This is a genomic window from Brevundimonas sp. TWP2-3-4b1 (assembly GCF_049897665.1).
Classification (GTDB): Bacteria; Pseudomonadota; Alphaproteobacteria; order Caulobacterales; family Caulobacteraceae; genus Brevundimonas; species Brevundimonas subvibrioides_B.
On sequence record NZ_JAFCWQ010000035.1, the window covers coordinates 1 to 18,946 of the forward strand.

Below are 18,946 nucleotides of genomic sequence, written 5' to 3' on the forward strand. Positions count from 1 at the left end.
AGCGCTTCGGCATCCCACAGACCGCGGCCGAGCACCGCCTGCTGCCGCCAGGGACCAGGATCGCCCGCCGCTTCAGCCCGCATCCAGCCGGTCTTGCGACGCTCGTCACTGAGCAACCCATCCAGGAAAAGGCCCGCTACGATCGATGCGCACACACCTTCATGTCTGCCATCACCATCGCCGCCATCGTCATCTTCTGGCTATGACCCAATGAGTCCTGAGCCTAGGGCTGCTGATCGCCCTGGGGGCCGTGGCACCGGCCAGCGCCGATGGCAATACCACTGTCGAAGCCACGGCGATGGCTCTCGGGGGGTCGGCCCAGGCACAAGGAGTCGGGTTTCGAAACACCCAAGTGCTTACAGGCATGCCCGCTATCCTGCCTGAGGGTGATGAAAGCCTCCCACCCGAGACCGACCAACCCGCGTTGGATGACGCTGCCAAGCCCGCGACGGATGCCGGGCCACCACCGCCACCACCGCCACCACCTCCGCCCGCCGACGAGCCATGGGCCGACGCCAACGAAGAGGAAGAAGAGCAGTCGGAGGACGAATATGCCGGCGCTGAGAGCGACGAGGAGGACTCGGACTACGAAGACGAAGACTATGAGGACGAGGATTCGGACTACGAAGACGAAGACTATGAAGATGAGGATGCCGACTCCGAAGACGCCGACGACGGTTCCGACTGCGAATATCAGGAAGATGGTTTGGAAGACGACGCCGCTTCAGGCTGCGAGGACGAGGAAGACGACTACGAAGACCAGGAAGACGAGGAAGACGGGGAGTGATCGCTCCTTCGTAAGCCAAATAGCGGCGGCTCTTGCGGGGCCGCCGTTTTCGTTTCCGCGCCACCGGTCTCTCCGGTTGCATCCCTCGTGGGGCCGTGGGTTTCAATCAGAGAGACGGCACGATCAGGCCCGAAAAAGGTACACCGATGCTGCCCGCATGGACCTGAGCGCCGCCGACCGAGCCGAGGTGGTGCGGCGGCTGGGGGCGGTCAGTCGAGGGACCTGAGACCGGCTGCGGTAATGTCTGAAAACCACCCTCAACAGCCGTCGGGAAGGTCTGCTTCCGGGACACAGGGGTGAGTGTCCGGTTTCGGGCCTGATGCCAATGTCGTGGTCCGACCCCTTTCAAACGTTGCTTTCGCTGAGGTCGTCAGGGACCATCAGGAAAATCCGTGATTTTCGAGATGACGTCTTGTCGAAAACGGTGAATGGTGACGCCTTCACCAAAGGAGGGGCCTGTGAAACTGCTCGCAACATCCACTGCCCTGGGGCTGCTGATCGCACTGGGGGCCGTGGCACCGTCCAGCGCCGGTGGCAACGCCACTGTCGAAGCCACGGCGATGGCTCTTGGGGGGGGCGGCCAGGCCGTGACGCTTGAGGCAAGGGACGTGCTCCCGCCGGAGGAGGCAGCGGCTTATGACGAGGAAGCGGCTTATCCCGAAACGGACCAACCCGCGACTGACGCGGCACCCGCCGCTTCGGCACCGTCTGCGGATCAACCCCAGCCGAGCCTGAGGAGGGCACGACAACGATCCGGCGTAGCCAGGCAACCTACGACAGTGATCCGCACAAGCCGGAGTAAGGCGTCAGGAACGATCGTGAGGCCGTGCGGGCAACGTCACCGGGACACGTCGGGCGAACCTTACCAATCACTACTTTTCAGCTCGGCGTTTCGCCGACAAGGGAGACTATAAGATGAAGAAAACCAAACTGTTTGTGGCGGCCTCGGTGGTCGCCATCATGTTCGGCACCAGCTCGGTCGCCCAGGACATGGCCTTCTCTCTGACTAACAACAGTGACGCCACTATGGTCGAGCTGAAGGTCGGTGAATCGTCGAACGAGAACTGGGATGAAGACATTCTGGACGGCGAGTCGATTGGCCCGGGCGAGACCGCCGACATCTCGGTCGAGGACGACCTGGAAGACTGCGAATACGACCTGCAAGCCGTTTACGACGACGGCGACACCGAAGAGGTGTTCAACGTCGATCTCTGCGAACTGAACGACCTCAACGTCGAGGACGATGACGTTGACGAAGAGGAAGACGAGGACGAGGAAGACGAGGAAGACGAGGAGGAGGACGAGGAAGACGACGAGGACGAGGACGAAGACGAAGACGAGGAGGAGGACGAGGACGAAGACGAAGAGGAGGAGGAGGACGAGGACGAAGACGAAGAGGAGGACGAGGAAGACGAAGACGAAGACGAGTGATCGCTCCTTCGTAAGCCAAATAGCGGCGGCTCCTGCGGGGGCCGCCGTTTTCGTTTCTGCGCCACCGGTCTCTCTGGTTGCATCCCTCGTGGGCTAGTGGGCTCCAACTAGAGAGACGGCACGACCAGGCCCGAGAAAGATACACCTAGGCCGCCCGCATGGACCTGTCCGCCACCGACCGCGCCGAGGTGGTGAGACGGCTGGTGGCGGTCAGTCGAGGGTCTTGAGACCGGCAGCGGTAATGTCCGCTAACCACCCTGAACGGACGTCTCACGCGACCGCTTTCGGCGGCTAGTCCGAACATCCGGTTTCGGGCCAGACGCGGACCGCCGCTCTCGACCCAAAGCAGACGGCCACGCCGGTTCGACATATTCGGCGCAGCAGTAAAAGAGAACCAATGTAGAGCTTGTCGAACGAGACTCATTCAGAGGCGACATGCTCACCCTCATTGTCCGCTGGTCGCTATCCCGTCCGCGCCTTGTCGCGCTTCTGGCGGGCCTCATCGTAGCCTACGGCCTGGTCACGCTATCGAGAGCCAAGTTCGACGTCTTTCCGGATTTCGTGCCACCTCAGGTCGAGGTTCAGACAGAAGCGCCCGGTCTGTCTGCCGAACAGGTCGAGCAGCTGATCACCCGTCCCATCGAGCAAGCCATCGCGGGCGGCCAAGGCATCGAGGCCGTGCGATCCGAGTCGATCCAGGGCATCTCGGTGGTGACGGTGATCTTCGCCGACAAGGTCGATCCCTATCGCGCGCGCCAGACGGTAACGGACAGTCTGGTCGAGGCTGGCTCCTCCCTGCCCGCCATCGCCAAGTCGCCCCAGGTCGCGCCTTTGACCTCCTCGACGATGGACCTTCTGAAGATCGGCTTCACGAGCGATACGCTTTCACCGGAGCAGCTAAGAAGCCTGATCGACACGGTGGTCCGTCCCCGGCTTCTGTCAACGCAGGGTGTCGCGCGGGCAAGCGTCTATGGCGGGGAGGTCAGCCGGATCGAGGTGCGGATGCGGCCCGGCGACATGGCGCGGTTCAACATCACGCCGTCCGACCTCGCCAGTGCCGTTGCTGCAGCCACAGGCGTTCGGGGAGGCGGCTTCGTCGACACGCCTGCCCAGCGCATCCTCATCACACCACAGGGACAGGCCCAGGGTCCTGATGATCTGGCACGCGGCGTGATCCGATCCGTGGTGGGCCAGCGCGTTACGGTCGGGGACGTCGCCGATGTCGTCGAAGCGTTCGAGCCCCGTCTCGGCGAGGCGCTGATCATGGGCCAGCCAGGCGTCCTGATCAGCCTGTCGAGCCAGTATGGGGCCAACACTCTGGACGCAACACGCGCGGTCGATGCCGCGCTCGCTGAACTGCAACCGGCGCTGACCCCCCAGAGGGTTTCCGTCAACGCCGATCTCCACCGCCCTGCGAACTTCATCAACACCGCCCTGTCCGGACTCCGCGAAGATCTGATCATCGGGGCGGCCTTGATCGCGGTCGTCCTGTTTGCCTTCATGGGCAGCGCTCGAACGGTGATCATCTCGTTCGTCAGCATCCCGATCTCGCTTCTCGCCGCCCTGATCGTCATGGACCTCCTGGGGCACACCCTCGATACGATGGTCCTCGGCGGGCTCGCGGTCGCGCTGGGCGTCGTCGTCGATGATGCGGTCATCGATGTCGAGAACATCGTCCGACGCCTGCGAGAGAAGACGTCTGGATCGCTCGCCGAGGTCATCCAGCACGCTTCGGTCGAGGTTCGCGGGCCGGTCGTCTATGCAACTCTGGTCGTCGCACTGACGCTCGCGCCGGTCTTGCTGCTGGACGGGTTGCAGGGCCGGTTCTTCGGCCCACTGGCCTCCGCCTTCATTCTGGCGACGATGGCCTCGCTGCTGGTCGCGGTCATAGTGACGCCTGCTCTGGCCTTGCTCACACTCAAGGGCTGGTCTCCGGTGGCCGAACCGGGCTGGCTTTCCAGACTGAAGACGCGCGCCACGGGACTGATCGCCAGTGGCGCGGGCCGAGGCAGCGTTGCGATGGTCGCCACCGCTGCAAGCGTCGTCGCCCTCCTGGTTGCCCCCTTTATCTTCCCCTCCGAACTGCTGCCGACCTTTCGCGAAGGTCATTTCGTCGTGGGAGTCTCCGCTGCTCCGGGAACTTCGCTGGAGGCGAGCCGCAATCTGGGCCAGTCCTTGACCACCGAGTTTCTGGCGATTGACGGGGTTCAGACGGTCGAGCAACAGATTGGACGCGCGCAGGGCGGGGAAGACACGTGGGGACCGGAGCAGAGCGAGTTCCATATCGAACTGAAGCCCCATCTCAGCGGTGCCGCGCAGGACAGGGTCGAGGCCGGATTGCGCGCGGCCCTGGACAGCCATCCGGGGCTTGAGACCGAAGTCCTGACCTTCCTGGGCGACCGGATCGGTGAGTCCGTGACCGGCGAAAAGGCCCCGGTCGCCGTCAGCGTCTTCGGCGACGATCTCGGTGATCTCGACCTGGCGAGCCATGCGGTCGCGCGCGCACTGGAGGCCATACCCGGTGCCGGCGATGTGACCCGACAGACACCGCCAGAAGCACCGGCCATCCGGATCAGTCCTCGTGTCGACCAACTGGGGAATGCGGGACTGACCGTCAACGACATGCTCGATGTCGTGTCGAGCGCGTATCTGGGCACCGTCGCGACGCAGCTCTACCGTCCGGATCGAGCCATCGACGTGACGGTCATTCTGCCGCCGGAGCTGCGAGCCGACCCCGCAGCTATCGGGCAGGTCGTGCTGCGAGGCGCGGCGGGCGAGGTGCCGCTGTCGAGCGTCGCCGACGTCGGGATGGGAAGCCAGCGGACCGTCGTCTCGCGTGAAGCCGGGCGTCGCCGGGAAGTCATCACCGCCGATCCCGATCCTGCGGATGTGGCTCGGGTCGCCCGCGAGGCCAAGGCCGCTATCGCCTCGTTACGCCTGCCGCCCGGCATCGTCGCGTCCGTGTCCAGCACGGCGGACGCAGCCGCCTCGGCCCGCAATCAACTCGTGTTCAACTGCGCCATTGCGGCGTTGGCCGCCGTTGTCCTTCTGCTCCTCGTGTTCGGCGACGGACGCTCGGTCGGACTGGTGCTTTGCAGCGCGCCGGTGGCGCTCCTTGGGGGCATTCTCGCTCTGCCGCTCGCGGGCGGCAGCCTGTCGCTTGGTGCCCTTGTGGGCTTCGTCACCCTCTTCGGGATTTCATCGCGAAACTCGATCCTTCTGGTCTCGCATGTGGATCACGTCATTCGGCACGAGAAGCGAGAATGGTCAGTGGAAACGCTCGTGAAGGCGACCGAGGAACGGGTTACGCCGATCCTGATGACCGCCCTGGTCACGGGTCTCGGGCTGCTGCCCCTGGCCCTCCAGAACGGTGAGGCGGGGCGAGAAATCCAGGGGCCGATGGCGATCGTCATTCTCGGAGGGCTGCTGACCTCAACTGCGGCGACGCTGTTCATGCTGCCCGCTCTGATCTGGCGTTATCGTCGGGCGTAGGCGAGAGCGGGCAGGATTGATCGTCGGTATCCTGAGCGACGGACGAAATGTTTGAAAACCACCCCTAACAGCCCTGCGGAAGGTCTGCTTCCGGGACCAATGTCTGCTCACCACCCGAGCCGACCTTGGCGAAGTCCGCTTCCGGCGCGCTGCTCCAATGTCCGCTTTCCGCCTGATAGGCTTTGACCGATCCCGACCCATAGCGGACACTCACATAGTCGGCTCCCGGCCTCAGGCCCGCGCCAAATCCGCTACGGCGCGGATGATGTCGCGGGGGCCTGTCGGCTTTTCGAGGCGCACGACATCGGCGAATTCTTTGGGAATGGACTTACTGTCATAGCCGGTGAGGAAGACGAAGGGCGCGCCGGCTTCGCGAAGGGCGTGAGCGATTACGAACGATGGACCTGCGCCCAGGTTGACGTCGATCACAGCAGCGGTGATCCGATGGCTTTTGACGGCTTCCAAGGCATCGGCGGTGGTCCCGAACGGTCCGATCACTTCGGCCCCGGCCTCGCTCAGGGCACTCGTGGCGTCCTGGGCGAGATAGAAGTCGTCTTCCAGAACCAGCACCGTCTGGCCGACCAGGCTCGGTTCGCCCGTCATATCTATCGATCCTCCGGAAACTCCGCTCGGCATGGGGGCGGTTGTTTCAAGGATGCTCGCTCCCGGCTGCAAAGGGAACTCGATAAACGCGCGAGCGCCTTCAGGTCCTATCACGATCTCACCACGACCGCGCAGTTCGTAAGGCACGCGCTGTTCGATGAGCTGGCTGCCGAAACCCTTGCGCGTGGGTGGCGACCAGTCGGCGGGCGCGGGACGACGTTCCGTCCAGTCGAGCCTGAGTAGGGGAGACCCATCGGCACCATGCACCTGCCAGGCCACCTCGACCATGCCCTCGGAGACAGACAGCGCGCCGTATTTCAGAGCATTGGTGGCCAGTTCGTGGATGGCCAGCGACAGGACCTCCGCTGCCTTCGGAGAGATCACCACCTCGGGTCCCGACAGCGAGTATTGGCCTTGGTGGTCCGCTTGCGCCTCAAGTTCTTCACGGACGATCAAGCCGATCTCGACGCCGACGTCGACGCCGCGCGTCAGCAACGTCTGCGTTCTGGCCAAGGCCATCAGGCGACCGATTATCAGCCCTTCGTAAGCGGCCACGCTTTCCGCAGTTGCGGCCGTCCGTTTGACCACCGAGCGCAGCATCGCCATAATGTTGCGAACGCGATGCTGCAGTTCGGCGAGCAGCACTGACTGGTGCTCTGCCAAAAGCTTCGCCTCGGTCACATCGGTGCCGATGCCGCCGACCCACTTCACGCAGTTTTCGTCGAAGAGTGGGAAGTCGTGATCCTTGATCCAGCGGAAGGTGCCGTCCGACGGACGCCTGATACGGAATTCATGCACCGCCGGGTCTCCGCGCCGTGCCAGTTCCAGATGCCCCAACGCCGCGTCCCGGTCCTCGGGAACGATTAGCGCTCCCCAGTGCTGCACCGCGCCCATCGCCCTTTCCGGGGCCATGCCGTACACGGTTGCGAAGGCCGGGCTTAGAAACTCCATGTCCATCGTGTCCGCTCGCCGGATCCACAGCACGTCTGTGGAAGAGGCGGCGAACTGCGAGAAGCGTGCCTCGCTTTCGCGCAGCTCCGTCTCAGTGCGGGCGCGCTCCACCGCCGTCCAGGTGCGTTCGGCAACCTCTTCGACAAGGGAGGCTTCGCCCTGTGTCCAAACCCGAGGGGCGGTCGAGGTGGCCACGATCGCCCAAAGCGGGTTGTTCTCGCCTTTGCGCAGGGTCGCGGCGATCAAGGCACGAATGTCGAGGCCTTCGATACTGGCCCGGTCGCCGTCCGAAAGCCCCTCCATCCCCCCGACGTCGTCGATCACCAGCGTTCGATCCCTCGCGATCTCGAAAGCCTCGGGGAAATCGGACAGACGCACCTGAGCAGGCAACGGCGCCAGATGGTCGTCGTGCACCTGGTGGGGAAACTCGGCCGTGTCTTCCGCCAGCCGATAAATCCCAACGTAGCAGCGATCGAGCCGCATCTGCTCCATGAGCATCCGGAGCGCTCGTTCTGACATGGCCTCGGCGTTCGGTTCCGCCCGCAAGGCATCGCTGAGCTTCAGTAGGAAAGCCTGTTGCTCTTCGCCTTCGCGGCGCGCAGCCTCCGCTTGCTTCGTCGCGGTAATGTTCTGGGCCGCCCCAAACCACTCTAGGATGCTGCCAGCAGGGTCCAAGATGGGGACCGCGCGCGAAACCGCCCACCCTATCCCGCCGTCGATCTGGCGGACGCGGTGCTCATGATTGAAGTTTGCCTTGGTGCGAACCGCCTCGCCTATCGCCGCCAGCGTGGAGGCGTGGTCTTCGACCGGGATGTAGTTTTCCAACCAAGCTTGGCTGGGGCGGGCCGTACCCGCAATAAACTCGCCGCCCGCCAGGGCGCGCAACTCGAGCATGTCGGGGCTCATGACGTAGAAGGCGTCAGTGCTTGCCTGGGTCAAGGCACGCAGGCGGGTATTGCTGGCCAACTGATCTTGATGCGCGCCACGCAACGCTAGCACGACCTGCTGGGCAGCCGAAGCGAACCGGGCGAGGCTTTCAACCAAACGTGCGTCCTCGGTCTCGAAATGATCGTCGGCACCATGCTTGATCGTCCAAAGCGTGCCGACGGGCTCGCCGTCGATATGGAAAGGGGCGAGCAACCCCTCGCTGATGCCGGGGTCTGCCTGCAATAAGGCTGGGAACGATCGTTCGGGGTTCTTCATCAGCACGACCGCCTCGCGTGCTATGACCTCACCGCACGGGCTGGCCTCGCGGGGCATCGTCCCGTCGCGATAGGGGGACCAAGCTCCGGCTGTGGCGACCCAGCGAAATGCGCTGTTTTCTCCGCCCGGCTCCAGCAGGCTGATCCCTGCAGATCCGGATCGGGTCAGCTCCATTGTCAGTTCGACGACACGCTGCAAAACCGTTTCAGGCCTGCTGCTTAAAGCTTCGGCGAGGGAGGTGAGGGCTCGGTTCTCGGCCTGATAGTCCGGCGCACGCGATGGCCGCCGCTCAAGATCGCGGGTTATGATGACGCTTTCGACGTCAACCTTTTTGCCGGTACCCATAGTTGTATCGATCCCCCATGTTCCCGGCGTTCAGATTTTAACGACGATCATTCGCAGTGTGCGCGTCAAACTAACAGATAGCGCCTCTGCCCGCAGGCCCGTTTCACCCAGCCAAAGTGGTCTGGTGTCGGGTCGATCTCGGAACCTCCGCGACGAGTGATGCCATGTCCGCTAACCACCCCTCTGCGACATTGGGACAGTCCGCTTTCCGGCGGACTGTCCCAAGCCTGCTCAGAGGTCTATCTGCTCCGAGATCTCCAGCGCGTCATCCACTTCGATGCCGAGATACCTGACAGTGCTTTCCAGCTTGCCGTGACCCAGGAGCAGCTGGCAGGCGCGGAGGTTCCCGGTCTTCTTGTAGATCAGCGCCACCTTGGTTCGCCGGAGGCTGTGGGTGCCGTACGCACTCGAGTTGAGGTCGATCATGCGAACCCAGCCGTCGACGATGCGTGCGTACTGGCGCGTTCCGATGTGCCTGCCGACATTGCTGCGGCTTGGGAACAGCCAGTCATCCGGCCGTCGGCCATGGAGGTCGAGCCATTGCGTCAACGCTTCTCTCGCCGGCTCTGTGATTTCGAACGGTACGGGTCGCCCGGTCTTTTGCTGGACGATTGTGGAGCGCTGACGAATAACCCCTCCTTGGGCGACATCGGCAAGCCGCAGCTTGACGAGGTCGCAGCCCCTGAGTTTTGCATCCAACGCCGTGTTGAACATCGCCAGATCCCGGACTGACCCGAGCGACTTCAAGTGTTGGCGGATCGCCCAGATATGCTTCGGCTTGAGAGGAGCTTTTGCTCCAGTCATTCGCCCAGCGTTCCAGGGTTTTCGAGGCATGCGAAAAAGATCGGGCTGGCCCATGGCCACCTCCCACGACAGAGGCCCCCCTGCCGTTCACTCTACATCCCGCGAGCCCGGAATGCGCGGTGGGCTCAACCGGTGACCGCAACACGCTAACTTTTCTTCGGAGATGGAGCGTGGGCGGAAAAGTGGAGTTTGACAGCGCGGCTAATCCGCGACGCCAACAACCCTTGGTGCCAACAAGGCCTCCATTCGCGCCATCCGCGCCTCCAGAGAACCGGCCGGTTCCTCGGTGGTTGTCTTGGCCCCGAGTTCCCGAATCAACGCCGCCTGTCGATGCGACGCCACCGAGCCGTAGCTTGTGAAAGTGGTCAGCACCTTTTCGTGGCCCAGGTTCTGCGACCACGCCTTGAACTCTTCCGGCGTCGTGCAGACCTGTTCGCCAAACTGGACCAGAGTGTCCCGGATCGCGTGGGGTTTGAAATACGGCAGGCCCGCACGCTCGAACCCCTCGCGGAAAATGCGGCGGACCGGTTCGGTCGTGCTCCAATGCTCACGCTTCAGCCCGACGGCCAAGAACCCGCCGTCCGGACCAAGGCCCATGCGGGTGGCGGGGAATAGAGGGTCGCTGTCCGACCACAGCAGGTTCTGTCGCAGATGCTGAACCCATGCAGTGAAGATCGCCAGGGCCTCGCCCGCCACCGGAAAGAACCAGGTCGAGAACGTCTTCGAGAACTTCGTCTTCACCTCCCGCGCATCCTGATCCAGCCGGGATTGCGCGAGGTCGATATGCTTGAGCTTCAACGAAGCCAGCGCGCCGTCACGGGCACCGGTCAACAGGGCGAACGCGATGAGCGCCCGGTCCCGCATTTCGATGTCGGTGGTGGCCGGCGCGCAGGCCAGGACGTGGTTGACCTGATCCACCGACGGGAAAGGCTTTTCCCGGACGGCACGGGCGATCCGCACATCCTTTTCCGACAGGTTGAAATAGTCCGCGTCGGAATAGCTGACCTTTCGCCTGTAACCCGGCTGATCGGCCAGCCAGATGAAGAAGGTCCGCAGGGCCGAAAGCGTCGAGTTGACGGTCGCGCGGCTGAGGCGCTCGCCGCTACGTTCGCCAGTCTGCTGATCCAGCTTGCGCTTGAATGCCACCGCCTGTTCCCGGTGGAACTTGCCGAAGTCGCGGCATCCGGTGGACGCTTCAAAGCGGGCCAAGGCCTTGGCGACGCCGTCCACAGACGCATCGTTGCGCCGCCGGGCCTCGCGCAGATAGATGAAATAGGCGCGCTTGATCCGCTCGTTCGCGGCGTTGTGCTTGGTCATGTCTTTTCGTCCTGTCTTTGGGCACAGATTGGGGAGGGGAGCGGGCGCTCTTCTATGTGTGGCGGTGCCTCCACGATCCGGACGGGGATTTTCGGCATTATGTCCGCCAGGCTCGCTTGACGGGCTCGCCGGAACATCCGGCACCCACAGTTGGCGCAGAGGGCGCGCAGGGTTCCCGCACCTGTCGCTCGTGCCTCAAACACCGCCGACCCGGAGGACGGTTCGCGCGGCGCACGGCATTTGCAGCAATAGAGGGTGCCCGGTCGGCAGGGGCGTTTGGCCCGATCCAGACGGCCTTGCAGGAAGGCGCGCAGGGCTCGCCCCTGGATCATCATGGGCCGCTGGTCATCGATGGCGGACAGGCCCGCCTTGAGCCACCCGCGAACCGTGTTGCGATGGGCACCATAGAGACGCGACACCTCCTCCACGGTGTAGGAGCGGTGCAGCTTCGCCAGCCGGGGGTTGAGCCGTGCCATTGCCGGACGCCTCTATTCGCTGCCCATGATGCGACGCACCGACGCCGACCTGATCAGCGTGCGGCGGCCGATCTTGATCGTCTCCAGCCGCCCCTCCCGGATCAGGGCATAGATTGAGGTCCGGCCAAGGCTAAGGGTCTTGGCGGTGTCGTTAATGGAAAGGGCCAAGGGCTCCATTGAGCGCCTCCGTCTGTTGGTGAACGCCAACAAACTGTGATGCGCCGCAGGGCCGCGATAGCGGGGCGGGTCGATAAAAACATAGCCCTGTCAATGAGATATACCCACCTGACAGTCATGCCTCGACTGTGCATAAGCAGGGGGCGGGCTGGGATGAAGCCGGGGTAGGGTTCCGCGTTAGCCAGGGGGCTGGTTTGAAGAAAACACCCGTTGGCTTGTGCCCGCGAACTCAGAACGGAATGTCATCGTTCAGATCGTAGGTTTCGCGCTTCGTCGAACGTGTTGATTCGTCCTTGGGGTCCGGAAGGCGAACCAGGGGTGCCGATTCCGAAGGCCTGTTCAGGGACGGCGTCGGCGTCGCACCGCCAGACGGTTTCCAGTTCGCCACCTTGCAGATTTCCTCGATACCGGTCCGATTGATTGACCTGTCCCGACTGAGCAGTTGAAGTTCGGCGGCGTTGTCGCTCAACCATTTCTTCAACGCCTGCTTTGGCGACTTCCCGATCAAAAGGGACGGGTTTGCCGTCACGGTGGCCCAAGCCTTATTGGCGGCCGCGAGCTTGGGAGGGTATGCGGGGCCATCGGATGCTCCCTGTTGATCGTCTGAAGGCCGGTCAAAGACCGGCGACGAGAACCCGCTGGATTTCAGAAAGCGAGCCAGGTCGGCGACGTGAACTTTCGTCTGATGGAGGTCCAGGGTCGAAGGGTTGCCGAAATCGTCTTGATTAACGTGGGTATTTGCCTGGAGATTGCCGCTTAGAATCGCGTTGTGGAGGGCACTCCGCACGGCACTATAGCCAGCAGGCTTTGTCGCGTTTCCCTCAACATCGAATTGATGTTCGGCCGGGTCATGACCACAGGTCAGCAGCGCGGCCTGCACCACGGAATACTCCGTGCTGAGCTTCCAATAATCGATCGGTTCCACGGACAGCCCCTAGCCAAGAAAAAGAGGCGACCAGTGTCTCACCGTTCGCGGCTGATTGGCAAAACACGAGATTCTGGGTTGTCAGGCCGTACGTCCAAGATGAACGATCTCTTTACCCGCCTTCAACCCGTCCAGATAATCGCTCCACCACTGCGCCATCCGTACCCGTTCATCCCAGTGTGCTCCCCGGTGATAAACCCCGCGAACGCCGTCGGCGTCGCCGTGGGCGAGAGCGCGTTCGATGGCGTCGCTGCTCCATTTGCCAGATTCGTTCAGCAGGGTGCTCGCCGTTGACCGAAAGCCATGCGACGTCATCTCGTCTGTACTGTAGCCAAGGCGTCGCAGAGCGGCATTCAGGGTGTTTTCCGACATGGGCCGCTTCGGAGTGCGTTGACCCGGAAAGACCAGACGGCCACCGCCAGTCAGGCCCCGCGCTTCAGTCAGGATTGCTACCGCCTGCTTCGACAGCGGCACGACGTGCTCACGCTTCATCTTCATCCGTTCCGCCGGTATCCGCCAGGTCGCGGCTTCCAGGTCGATCTCGGTCCATTCGGCCTGTCGAAGCTCGCCGGGACGGACAAAGACGTGGGGTGCAAGGCGAAGCGCCCACAACGTCACGGGCTGCCCCTCGAACCCATCAATCGCCCTCAGCAGGGCACCCACGCCCTTGGGATCGATGATGGCGGCATGATGCTTCACCCTAGGGGCGACCAGCGCCCCTTGCAGATCAGCCGCCACGTTGTGCCGGGCGCGCGTTGTTGCCACCGCGTAGCGAAAGACGCGCCCGGCGAAGGCCAGCAAACGTTTCGCCGTTTCCAGACGACCAGACGTTTCGACCTTCTTGATCGCCGCCAACAGTTCGAAGGGTTCGATTTCGGCTATGGGCCGGTCGCCCAGGGCCGGGGCCAGTAGCGACAAAAGCCACCGCATCTTGCCGGTGGTGATGTCCTTAAGGCCCTCGCGCTGGCGCTTGGCGATCAGCTCTTCAGCGATGGCAGAGAATGTGTTGGCCGCCCCCACGGATGCAGCGACGACGGCGCGTTTTTTCTCGAAGGTCGGATTTTTCCCGTTGGCAATCAGCTTGCGGGCTTCGTCACGGCGTGCCCGGGCATCTTTCAGCCCTACGTCGGGATAACGCCCGACGCTCAGTTGCTGCTCTTTGCCCAAATGCCGATATTTCAGCCGCCAAAGTTTTCCGCCAGAAGGCTTTACGATCAGAAAAAGACCGCCCTCGTCATGGAGCTTGAATTGTTTGTCTGCGGATTTTGCGGCGCGGATCGCCGCATCTGACAATGCCATTTGGGGGTCACTCCCGTGGGGGTCATTTGCGTGACCCCCAAAAAGACCCCAACCGCCCCCCGATCATCGGCGAACACAGGCGGGCTTCGGCGGGGCCAACCCCCGCCTTATCCCTTATTTTTCAGGAACTTTCTACTCATTCACGGATGTCCGCGAACGAGAAATTGGTGCCCAGGAGAGGACTCGAACCTCCACGACATTTCTATCACTGGCACCTGAAGCCAGCGCGTCTACCAATTCCGCCACCTGGGCCCGGAGGCGCGCGTCGAAACGCGTTCCTGACCGGAAGGCGCGGACCCTTAAGGCAGTGCACGGAGCGGGTCAACACGGTTTTCGGTGGTTTCTCGCAGCTTGCGCGCCACCCCTGCGTTGCGGGGGCGCCGGGCATCGTCTATCCCCGCCCTGCAAGGCCCGCGCGGGCTTTCACGACGCCGCTCAAGGAACGCCCGATGTCCGAATCCACTCCCGGTCTGGTCACCGTCTTCGGCGGCTCCGGCTTCGTCGGAACCCAGGCCGTCCGCGCCCTGGCTCGTCTCGGCTGGCGCGTTCGCGTCGCCGTGCGCAAGCCCGCCCTGGCCCAGGATCTGCGCATCCTCGGCGACGTGGGTCAGATCCAGCCCGTCCGCTGCGACATCACCAACCCCGCCGACGTCGCCGCCGCCCTGAAGGGCGCGAACGCGGCCGTAAACCTGGTCGGCATCCTGTTCGAAACCCCGGCTCGCGGCTTTCAGAAAGCCCACGTCGAGGGCAGCCGCAATGTCGCCGAGGGCTGCGTCGCCGCCGGCGTTGACCGTCTGGTCCAGATGTCGGCGATCGGCGCCGACACCCATGCCGAAGGCGAGTACGGCCGCTCCAAGGGCGAGGCCGAGGCCACCGTCCGCGCCATCAGGCCCGACGCCGTCATCCTGCGTCCCTCGATCGTGTTCGGGAACGGTGACGGCTTCCTGAACCGCTTCGCCTCCATGGCGACGATGTCTCCGGCCCTGCCCCTGATCGGCGGCGGCGTGACGAAATTCCAGCCGGTGTGGGTCGGAGACGTGGCCGAGGCCATCGCCCGCTCCGTCGTTCGGACCGACGCCGCCGGCCGCACCTTCGAACTGGGCGGCCCGGAGGTCTGGTCGTTCAAGCAGATCCTCGAATACATTCTGCGCGAGACCGGCCGCCGCCGCCTGCTGGCGCCCCTGCCCTTCTTCGCCGCCTCGGCCATCGGCTCTCTGGCCGAGATCACCGCCGTCCTGGGCATCGCGCCCGTCCTGACGCGCGACCAGGTCGCGATGCTGAAGACGGACAATGTCGTGGCCCCGGACGCCGAGGGTCTGTCGGCGCTCGATATCGAAGCGACCGGTCTGGAAGCCATCGCCCCGTCCTACCTGTGGCGCTACCGCCGCGGCGGCCAGTTCGCCGCCAGCCCGGGCGCGGTGCCGGCGGAAGCCGCCGTCTAGCAGCCCTCTCCCATCGGGAGATGGGAACCACTACAGCAGCCGGATTTCCTTCAGTCGCTCGGTCAGGAAGTCCTCGGCCATGATCGACTTGCCGGCATAGCGATCCGGGTTCTCCGCCGTGATCGTCGACGGCAGGGTCTCGATCACATAGTCGGGATTGAAGTGCAGGAAAAAGGGCGTTGAATAGCGGGCGAAGCTGGCCCGGTCCGGCGCGGGATTGACCACCCGGTGGCTGGTTGACGGCAGGACGTGGTTGGTCAACCGCTGCAGCATGTCGCCGATATTGACCACAAGGGCGCCCGGCGGCGGCGCGACCTCCAGCCACTGACCGTCGGCGTCCTTCAGCTGCAAGCCCGCTTCTTCCGCGCCCAGCAGCAGGGTGATGACGTTGATGTCCTCGTGCGCGCCCGCCCGCACGCCCGGCGCCCCTGCCGGAACCGGCGGATAGTGGAGCATCCGCAGGATGGAGTTCCCCAGCTCGACCTTGTCCTCGAAGAAGTCGTCGCCGAGCTTCATGTACCGGGCGATGGCCTTCAGGATCTTGCGACCCAGCTGATCCAGCGCCTCGAACATCCCGTAGAAATGCGGTTTGAAGCCCGGCACCTCGGTCGGCCACAGGTTGTCGCGCATGTACTGGCGATAGGGATGGCCCTCCGGCAGTTCGCGGCCCGTGTGCCAGAACTCCTTCAGATCCACGGCCGCCGCGCCCTTGGCGGCCTCGACACCGAACGGCGTCAGACCGCGCGCTCCGCCCGTACCCGGCTGGTGGTACAGGCGCTTCACCTCTTCCGGCAGGGCGAAGAAGGCCTTGGCGTCGTCGATGGCCGCGTGGATGACGTCCTCGTCCAGCCCATGATCCGCGATCACAGCGAAGCCATAGCGTTTGAACGAGGCGCCCAGCTCATCGCTGAAGCCCTGGAAATCGGCGTCGTAGCGCGACATCGAAACGGGCTTGATGCCTTTGGCGGCAACGGAAGTGGCGTCGAGGGTGGCGGTCACGGGCGGGCCTTTCAATTCGTGCGCGGCAATCCATCCGAGGACGCCGGGGGAGACGTTCTTACGCCCTGACATCACAAATTGGCAGATCGAGGTCGCAATATCGCATTCTCGCGGTTCGTTCATCTCGGGGTCAGGCAGGAACCTTCACCGTAAGCCCACGTTTCGGGTGGATACGAACCCGTACATTTTCAAAGGAACTCGCTATGCGCATGAACCTGATCGTCACGAGCCTCGGTGTCGCCGCCATGCTGGGCGCCGGCGCCTGCACCACCATGGATCCCTATTCCTCGACACCGAGCCGCAACAACACGGGCACGGGCGCGATCTACGGCGCCCTGGGCGGCGCGGTCCTCGGCTATCTGACCAACACCTCTGACGGCGAGCAGGGCCGTCGCAACGCCCTGATCGGCGCCGGTGTCGGCGCCCTGGGCGGGGCGGCCGTCGGCAACTACATGGACCGCCAGCAACGCGCGATGGAGGCCGAACTGTCGGGAAGCGGCGTGGGCGTGGCGCGTCAGGGCGACAATCTGGTCCTGCGCATGCCGTCCGACGTCACCTTCGCGGTGAACCAGTCCAACATCGAGCCGCGCTTCGATTCCGTCCTGCGCGATGTCGCCGGCGTTCTGGCGGAGTACGACCGCTCGCTGGTGGACGTCGTGGGCCACACCGATTCCTCGGGCGGAGACGCGATCAACCAGCCCCTGTCCGAGCGCCGCGCTCTCGCCGTCGCCGACGCCCTGATCAGCAGCGGCGTCCAGCGCGAGCGTCTGTTCGTCGCCGGCCAGTCCTCGCGCGTCCCCGTCGCCTCCAATGCAACGGCCGAGGGCCGCGCCCAGAACCGCCGCGTCGAGATCCTGATCCGCCCCTTCACGGGCTGATCGCGGCTTCTCTCACCGTGCGCCCCCGGCAAAGGCCGGGGGCCGGATGGCGAACGCCGTCAGTGCCTCCGGGGAGCCTTCGGTTCACTCCGGCCGCCTGCCTGTCGAGCTGGATCCCGGCCTTCGCCGGGATGCACGGTGTGTGGGGAGATTTATCGTTAACGCACACGGTTCAGTGACTTGCGTCCTGATTCCGGGTGTGGTCCTAGGATATGCTGACGACTCGGGGGAGCGGCATGGATCAGGACATCTGGAATCGCGACGACGGGCGTCTGGCGCAGGGCGCCAGGATGGTCGCCGCGGCCGTCGCGTCCGCCGTCCTCACCGCCACCGTCGTCATCGCCGTGGGCCAGTCGATGGTGGATCGCCACACCCCCGCCCAGCCCGCGTCCGACGCCGCCCTGATCCGAACCGGCGGCTGATCTCCGGCTTGCAGGAATCGGCGACGCGGCGTCTCCTGCGCCAGTGACCGCCCCCACCCGCATCCCTCTCTCCGCACCCGACATCGGTCCCGCCGAGCGTGTGCGCCTGCTCGAAACCTTTGACGCCGGTTGGGTCTCCTCAGCCGGACCGGTGGTGGAGGCCTTCGAACGCGCCTTCGCCGAGGCGACCGGTTTCGCCCACGCAACGGCCGTTTCATCCGGGACGGCCGCCCTGCATCTGGCTCTGACGATGCTGGACCTGAAGCCCGGCGACGCCGTCATCGCCCCGACCCTGACCTTCATCGGCGGGATCAGTCCGATCGTTCACGCGGGCGCACGACCGATCTTCGTGGATAGCAGCCCCGCCGACTGGAACCTCGATCCCCGGCTGCTCGAACAGGCCTTCGATCGCGCCCGGACGGAAGGTTTGACCGTCCGGGCCATCGTTCCCGCCGACCTCTACGGCCAGTGCTGCGATATCGACGCGATCCGTGCGGTCGCCGACGCCCACGGCGTCCCCGTGATCCTCGACTCGGCCGAGGCCGTGGGTGCGACACTCAACGGCCGCCACGCGGGCCATGGCGCCTCGGCCGCCGCCTTCTCGTTCAACGGCAACAAGATCATCACCACGGGCGGCGGCGGCCTGCTGGCTTCGGAGGACGGCGCGCTTGTCGCCCGCGCCCGTAATCTGGCCGCCGCGGCGCGCCTGCCCGCCGTCCACTACGAACATGCCGAGGTCGGCTTCAACTACCGGATGCTCAGCCTCGCCGCCGCCCTGGGCCTGGCCCAGATGGAGGCGCTGGAGACCAGGGTCGCCCGCCGCCGCGCCATCTTCGATCGCTATGAGGCCCGGCTCGGCGGTCGCTTCGGGGTCGCCTTCGCGCCCGAGGCACCGGGCCGGCGCCACACCCGCTGGCTGACCGTCATGCTGATGGACCCCGAGTTCGTCGCCAGCCCCGACCGCCTCCGCCTTGCGCTCGACGCCGCCAACATCGAGGCCCGGCCGGTGTGGAAGCCCATGCACCTGCAGCCGGCGTTCCGCGACGCCCTGATGATCAATGAACGGGTGGCCGAAACCCTGTTCGCCAACGGCCTGTGCCTGCCCTCGGGCAGCACCCTGACCGACGCCGACATCGACCGGGTCTGCGACGTCATCGAAGCGACGTTCGACGCCTGACGCGCTCAAGGTTCAACCGGGCCCAACCTGACATTCCCAACAGCAAAAAACCGCCGCCTCGGAAGAGGCGACGGCTTGATGCAGCTCATCGGCAGAGCTCCTGTCAGGATCCCGATCCTTGCGAGATCGGGATTCTTGTCCAGGCGTCCTAGAAGTTGATGCCGATGGTGGCGCGACGGTTCAGAGGCTCGCGAACGCCGTCGGCGGTCGGACGGGCC

General features: G+C 64.5%; 14 protein-coding genes, 1 tRNA gene and 1 pseudogene. 7 read left to right on the top strand and 9 right to left on the bottom strand.

What is annotated here, in order from left to right; genetic code table 11:
* Window positions 1-161, bottom strand: a pseudogene (locus ACP7A5_RS16950) (IS701 family transposase); the annotation flags it as partial.
* 203 nt (window positions 162-364) lie between these two features.
* On the opposite strand from ACP7A5_RS16950, the gene ACP7A5_RS16955 reads away from it, so the two are divergent.
* From ACP7A5_RS16955 to ACP7A5_RS16965, 3 genes are all read left to right on the top strand, one after another.
* Window positions 365-787, top strand: coding sequence for a hypothetical protein (locus ACP7A5_RS16955; RefSeq protein WP_426043009.1), 423 nt, complete (start codon window positions 365-367; stop codon window positions 785-787).
* Window positions 788-1,735: 948 nt separating this feature from the next.
* Window positions 1,736-2,218, top strand: coding sequence for a hypothetical protein (locus ACP7A5_RS16960; protein ID WP_426043010.1), 483 nt, complete (start codon window positions 1,736-1,738; stop codon window positions 2,216-2,218).
* 435 nt (window positions 2,219-2,653) lie between these two features.
* Window positions 2,654-5,710, top strand: a complete 3,057-nt coding sequence (locus ACP7A5_RS16965) for an efflux RND transporter permease subunit (protein WP_426043011.1) — start codon at window positions 2,654-2,656, stop codon at window positions 5,708-5,710.
* Between the two features lie 231 nt (window positions 5,711-5,941).
* Here the strand turns inward: ACP7A5_RS16965 and ACP7A5_RS16970 are convergent, their stop codons facing one another.
* The 7 genes from ACP7A5_RS16970 to ACP7A5_RS17000 form a co-directional block, all read right to left on the bottom strand.
* Window positions 5,942-8,812, bottom strand: a complete 2,871-nt coding sequence (locus ACP7A5_RS16970) for a PAS domain-containing protein (RefSeq protein ID WP_426043012.1) — start codon at window positions 8,810-8,812, stop codon at window positions 5,942-5,944.
* A 231-nt stretch (window positions 8,813-9,043) separates the two neighbouring features.
* Complete coding sequence (locus ACP7A5_RS16975) at window positions 9,044-9,670, bottom strand: tyrosine-type recombinase/integrase (RefSeq protein ID WP_426043013.1); 627 nt, start codon at window positions 9,668-9,670, stop codon at window positions 9,044-9,046.
* Between the two features lie 147 nt (window positions 9,671-9,817).
* Window positions 9,818-11,077, bottom strand: a complete 1,260-nt coding sequence (locus tag ACP7A5_RS16980) for a tyrosine-type recombinase/integrase (RefSeq protein ID WP_426043014.1) — start codon at window positions 11,075-11,077, stop codon at window positions 9,818-9,820.
* Between the two features lie 344 nt (window positions 11,078-11,421).
* Complete coding sequence (locus ACP7A5_RS16985; protein ID WP_426043015.1) at window positions 11,422-11,577, bottom strand: helix-turn-helix domain-containing protein; 156 nt, start codon at window positions 11,575-11,577, stop codon at window positions 11,422-11,424.
* A gap of 238 nt (window positions 11,578-11,815) precedes the next feature.
* On the bottom strand, window positions 11,816-12,511 hold the full coding sequence (locus ACP7A5_RS16990) for a hypothetical protein (protein WP_426043016.1): 696 nt from the start codon (window positions 12,509-12,511) through the stop codon (window positions 11,816-11,818).
* Window positions 12,512-12,592: 81 nt separating this feature from the next.
* Window positions 12,593-13,810, bottom strand: a complete 1,218-nt coding sequence (locus ACP7A5_RS16995) for a tyrosine-type recombinase/integrase (RefSeq protein WP_426043017.1) — start codon at window positions 13,808-13,810, stop codon at window positions 12,593-12,595.
* Between the two features lie 165 nt (window positions 13,811-13,975).
* Window positions 13,976-14,062: transfer RNA gene (locus ACP7A5_RS17000), tRNA-Leu, on the bottom strand.
* 197 nt (window positions 14,063-14,259) lie between these two features.
* On the opposite strand from ACP7A5_RS17000, the gene ACP7A5_RS17005 reads away from it, so the two are divergent.
* Window positions 14,260-15,252: a complex I NDUFA9 subunit family protein gene (locus tag ACP7A5_RS17005; protein WP_426043018.1), complete on the top strand. Its 993-nt coding sequence runs from the start codon at window positions 14,260-14,262 to the stop codon at window positions 15,250-15,252.
* A 30-nt stretch (window positions 15,253-15,282) separates the two neighbouring features.
* On the opposite strand, the gene ACP7A5_RS17010 is transcribed toward ACP7A5_RS17005, so the two are convergent.
* Window positions 15,283-16,194 carry an isopenicillin N synthase family dioxygenase gene (locus ACP7A5_RS17010; protein ID WP_426043020.1) on the bottom strand — a complete coding sequence of 304 codons (912 nt, stop codon included), beginning with the start codon at window positions 16,192-16,194 and terminating at the stop codon, window positions 15,283-15,285.
* A gap of 260 nt (window positions 16,195-16,454) precedes the next feature.
* Here ACP7A5_RS17010 and ACP7A5_RS17015 point away from each other — a divergent pair, with 260 nt between their 5' ends.
* The 3 genes from ACP7A5_RS17015 (at window position 16,455) to ACP7A5_RS17025 (ending at window position 18,728) form a co-directional block, all read left to right on the top strand.
* On the top strand, window positions 16,455-17,129 hold the full coding sequence (locus tag ACP7A5_RS17015) for an OmpA family protein (RefSeq protein WP_426039757.1): 675 nt from the start codon (window positions 16,455-16,457) through the stop codon (window positions 17,127-17,129).
* Window positions 17,130-17,365: 236 nt separating this feature from the next.
* Window positions 17,366-17,551, top strand: coding sequence for a hypothetical protein (locus ACP7A5_RS17020; protein WP_426039755.1), 186 nt, complete (start codon window positions 17,366-17,368; stop codon window positions 17,549-17,551).
* A 43-nt stretch (window positions 17,552-17,594) separates the two neighbouring features.
* The gene (locus tag ACP7A5_RS17025; protein ID WP_426043019.1) at window positions 17,595-18,728 is read left to right on the top strand and encodes a DegT/DnrJ/EryC1/StrS family aminotransferase; all 1,134 of its coding nucleotides are present in this window, start codon (window positions 17,595-17,597) and stop codon (window positions 18,726-18,728) included.
* Window positions 18,729-18,946: the final 218 nt, after the last annotated feature.

Excerpts from the sequence above, each read along its gene's own strand:
- ACP7A5_RS16955 (WP_426043009.1), top strand. The coding sequence starts at position 365 with ATGCCCGCTATCCTGCCTGAGGGTGATGAAAGCCTCCCACCCGAGACC.
- ACP7A5_RS16965 (WP_426043011.1), top strand. The coding sequence starts at position 2,654 with ATGCTCACCCTCATTGTCCGCTGGTCGCTATCCCGTCCGCGCCTTGTC.
- ACP7A5_RS16970 (WP_426043012.1), bottom strand. The coding sequence starts at position 8,812 with ATGGGTACCGGCAAAAAGGTTGACGTCGAAAGCGTCATCATAACCCGC.
- ACP7A5_RS16975 (WP_426043013.1), bottom strand. The coding sequence starts at position 9,670 with ATGGGCCAGCCCGATCTTTTTCGCATGCCTCGAAAACCCTGGAACGCT.
- ACP7A5_RS16995 (WP_426043017.1), bottom strand. The coding sequence starts at position 13,810 with ATGGCATTGTCAGATGCGGCGATCCGCGCCGCAAAATCCGCAGACAAA.
- ACP7A5_RS17005 (WP_426043018.1), top strand. The coding sequence starts at position 14,260 with ATGTCCGAATCCACTCCCGGTCTGGTCACCGTCTTCGGCGGCTCCGGC.
- ACP7A5_RS17010 (WP_426043020.1), bottom strand. The coding sequence starts at position 16,194 with ATGTCGCGCTACGACGCCGATTTCCAGGGCTTCAGCGATGAGCTGGGC.
- ACP7A5_RS17015 (WP_426039757.1), top strand. The coding sequence starts at position 16,455 with ATGCGCATGAACCTGATCGTCACGAGCCTCGGTGTCGCCGCCATGCTG.
- ACP7A5_RS17020 (WP_426039755.1), top strand. The coding sequence starts at position 17,366 with ATGGATCAGGACATCTGGAATCGCGACGACGGGCGTCTGGCGCAGGGC.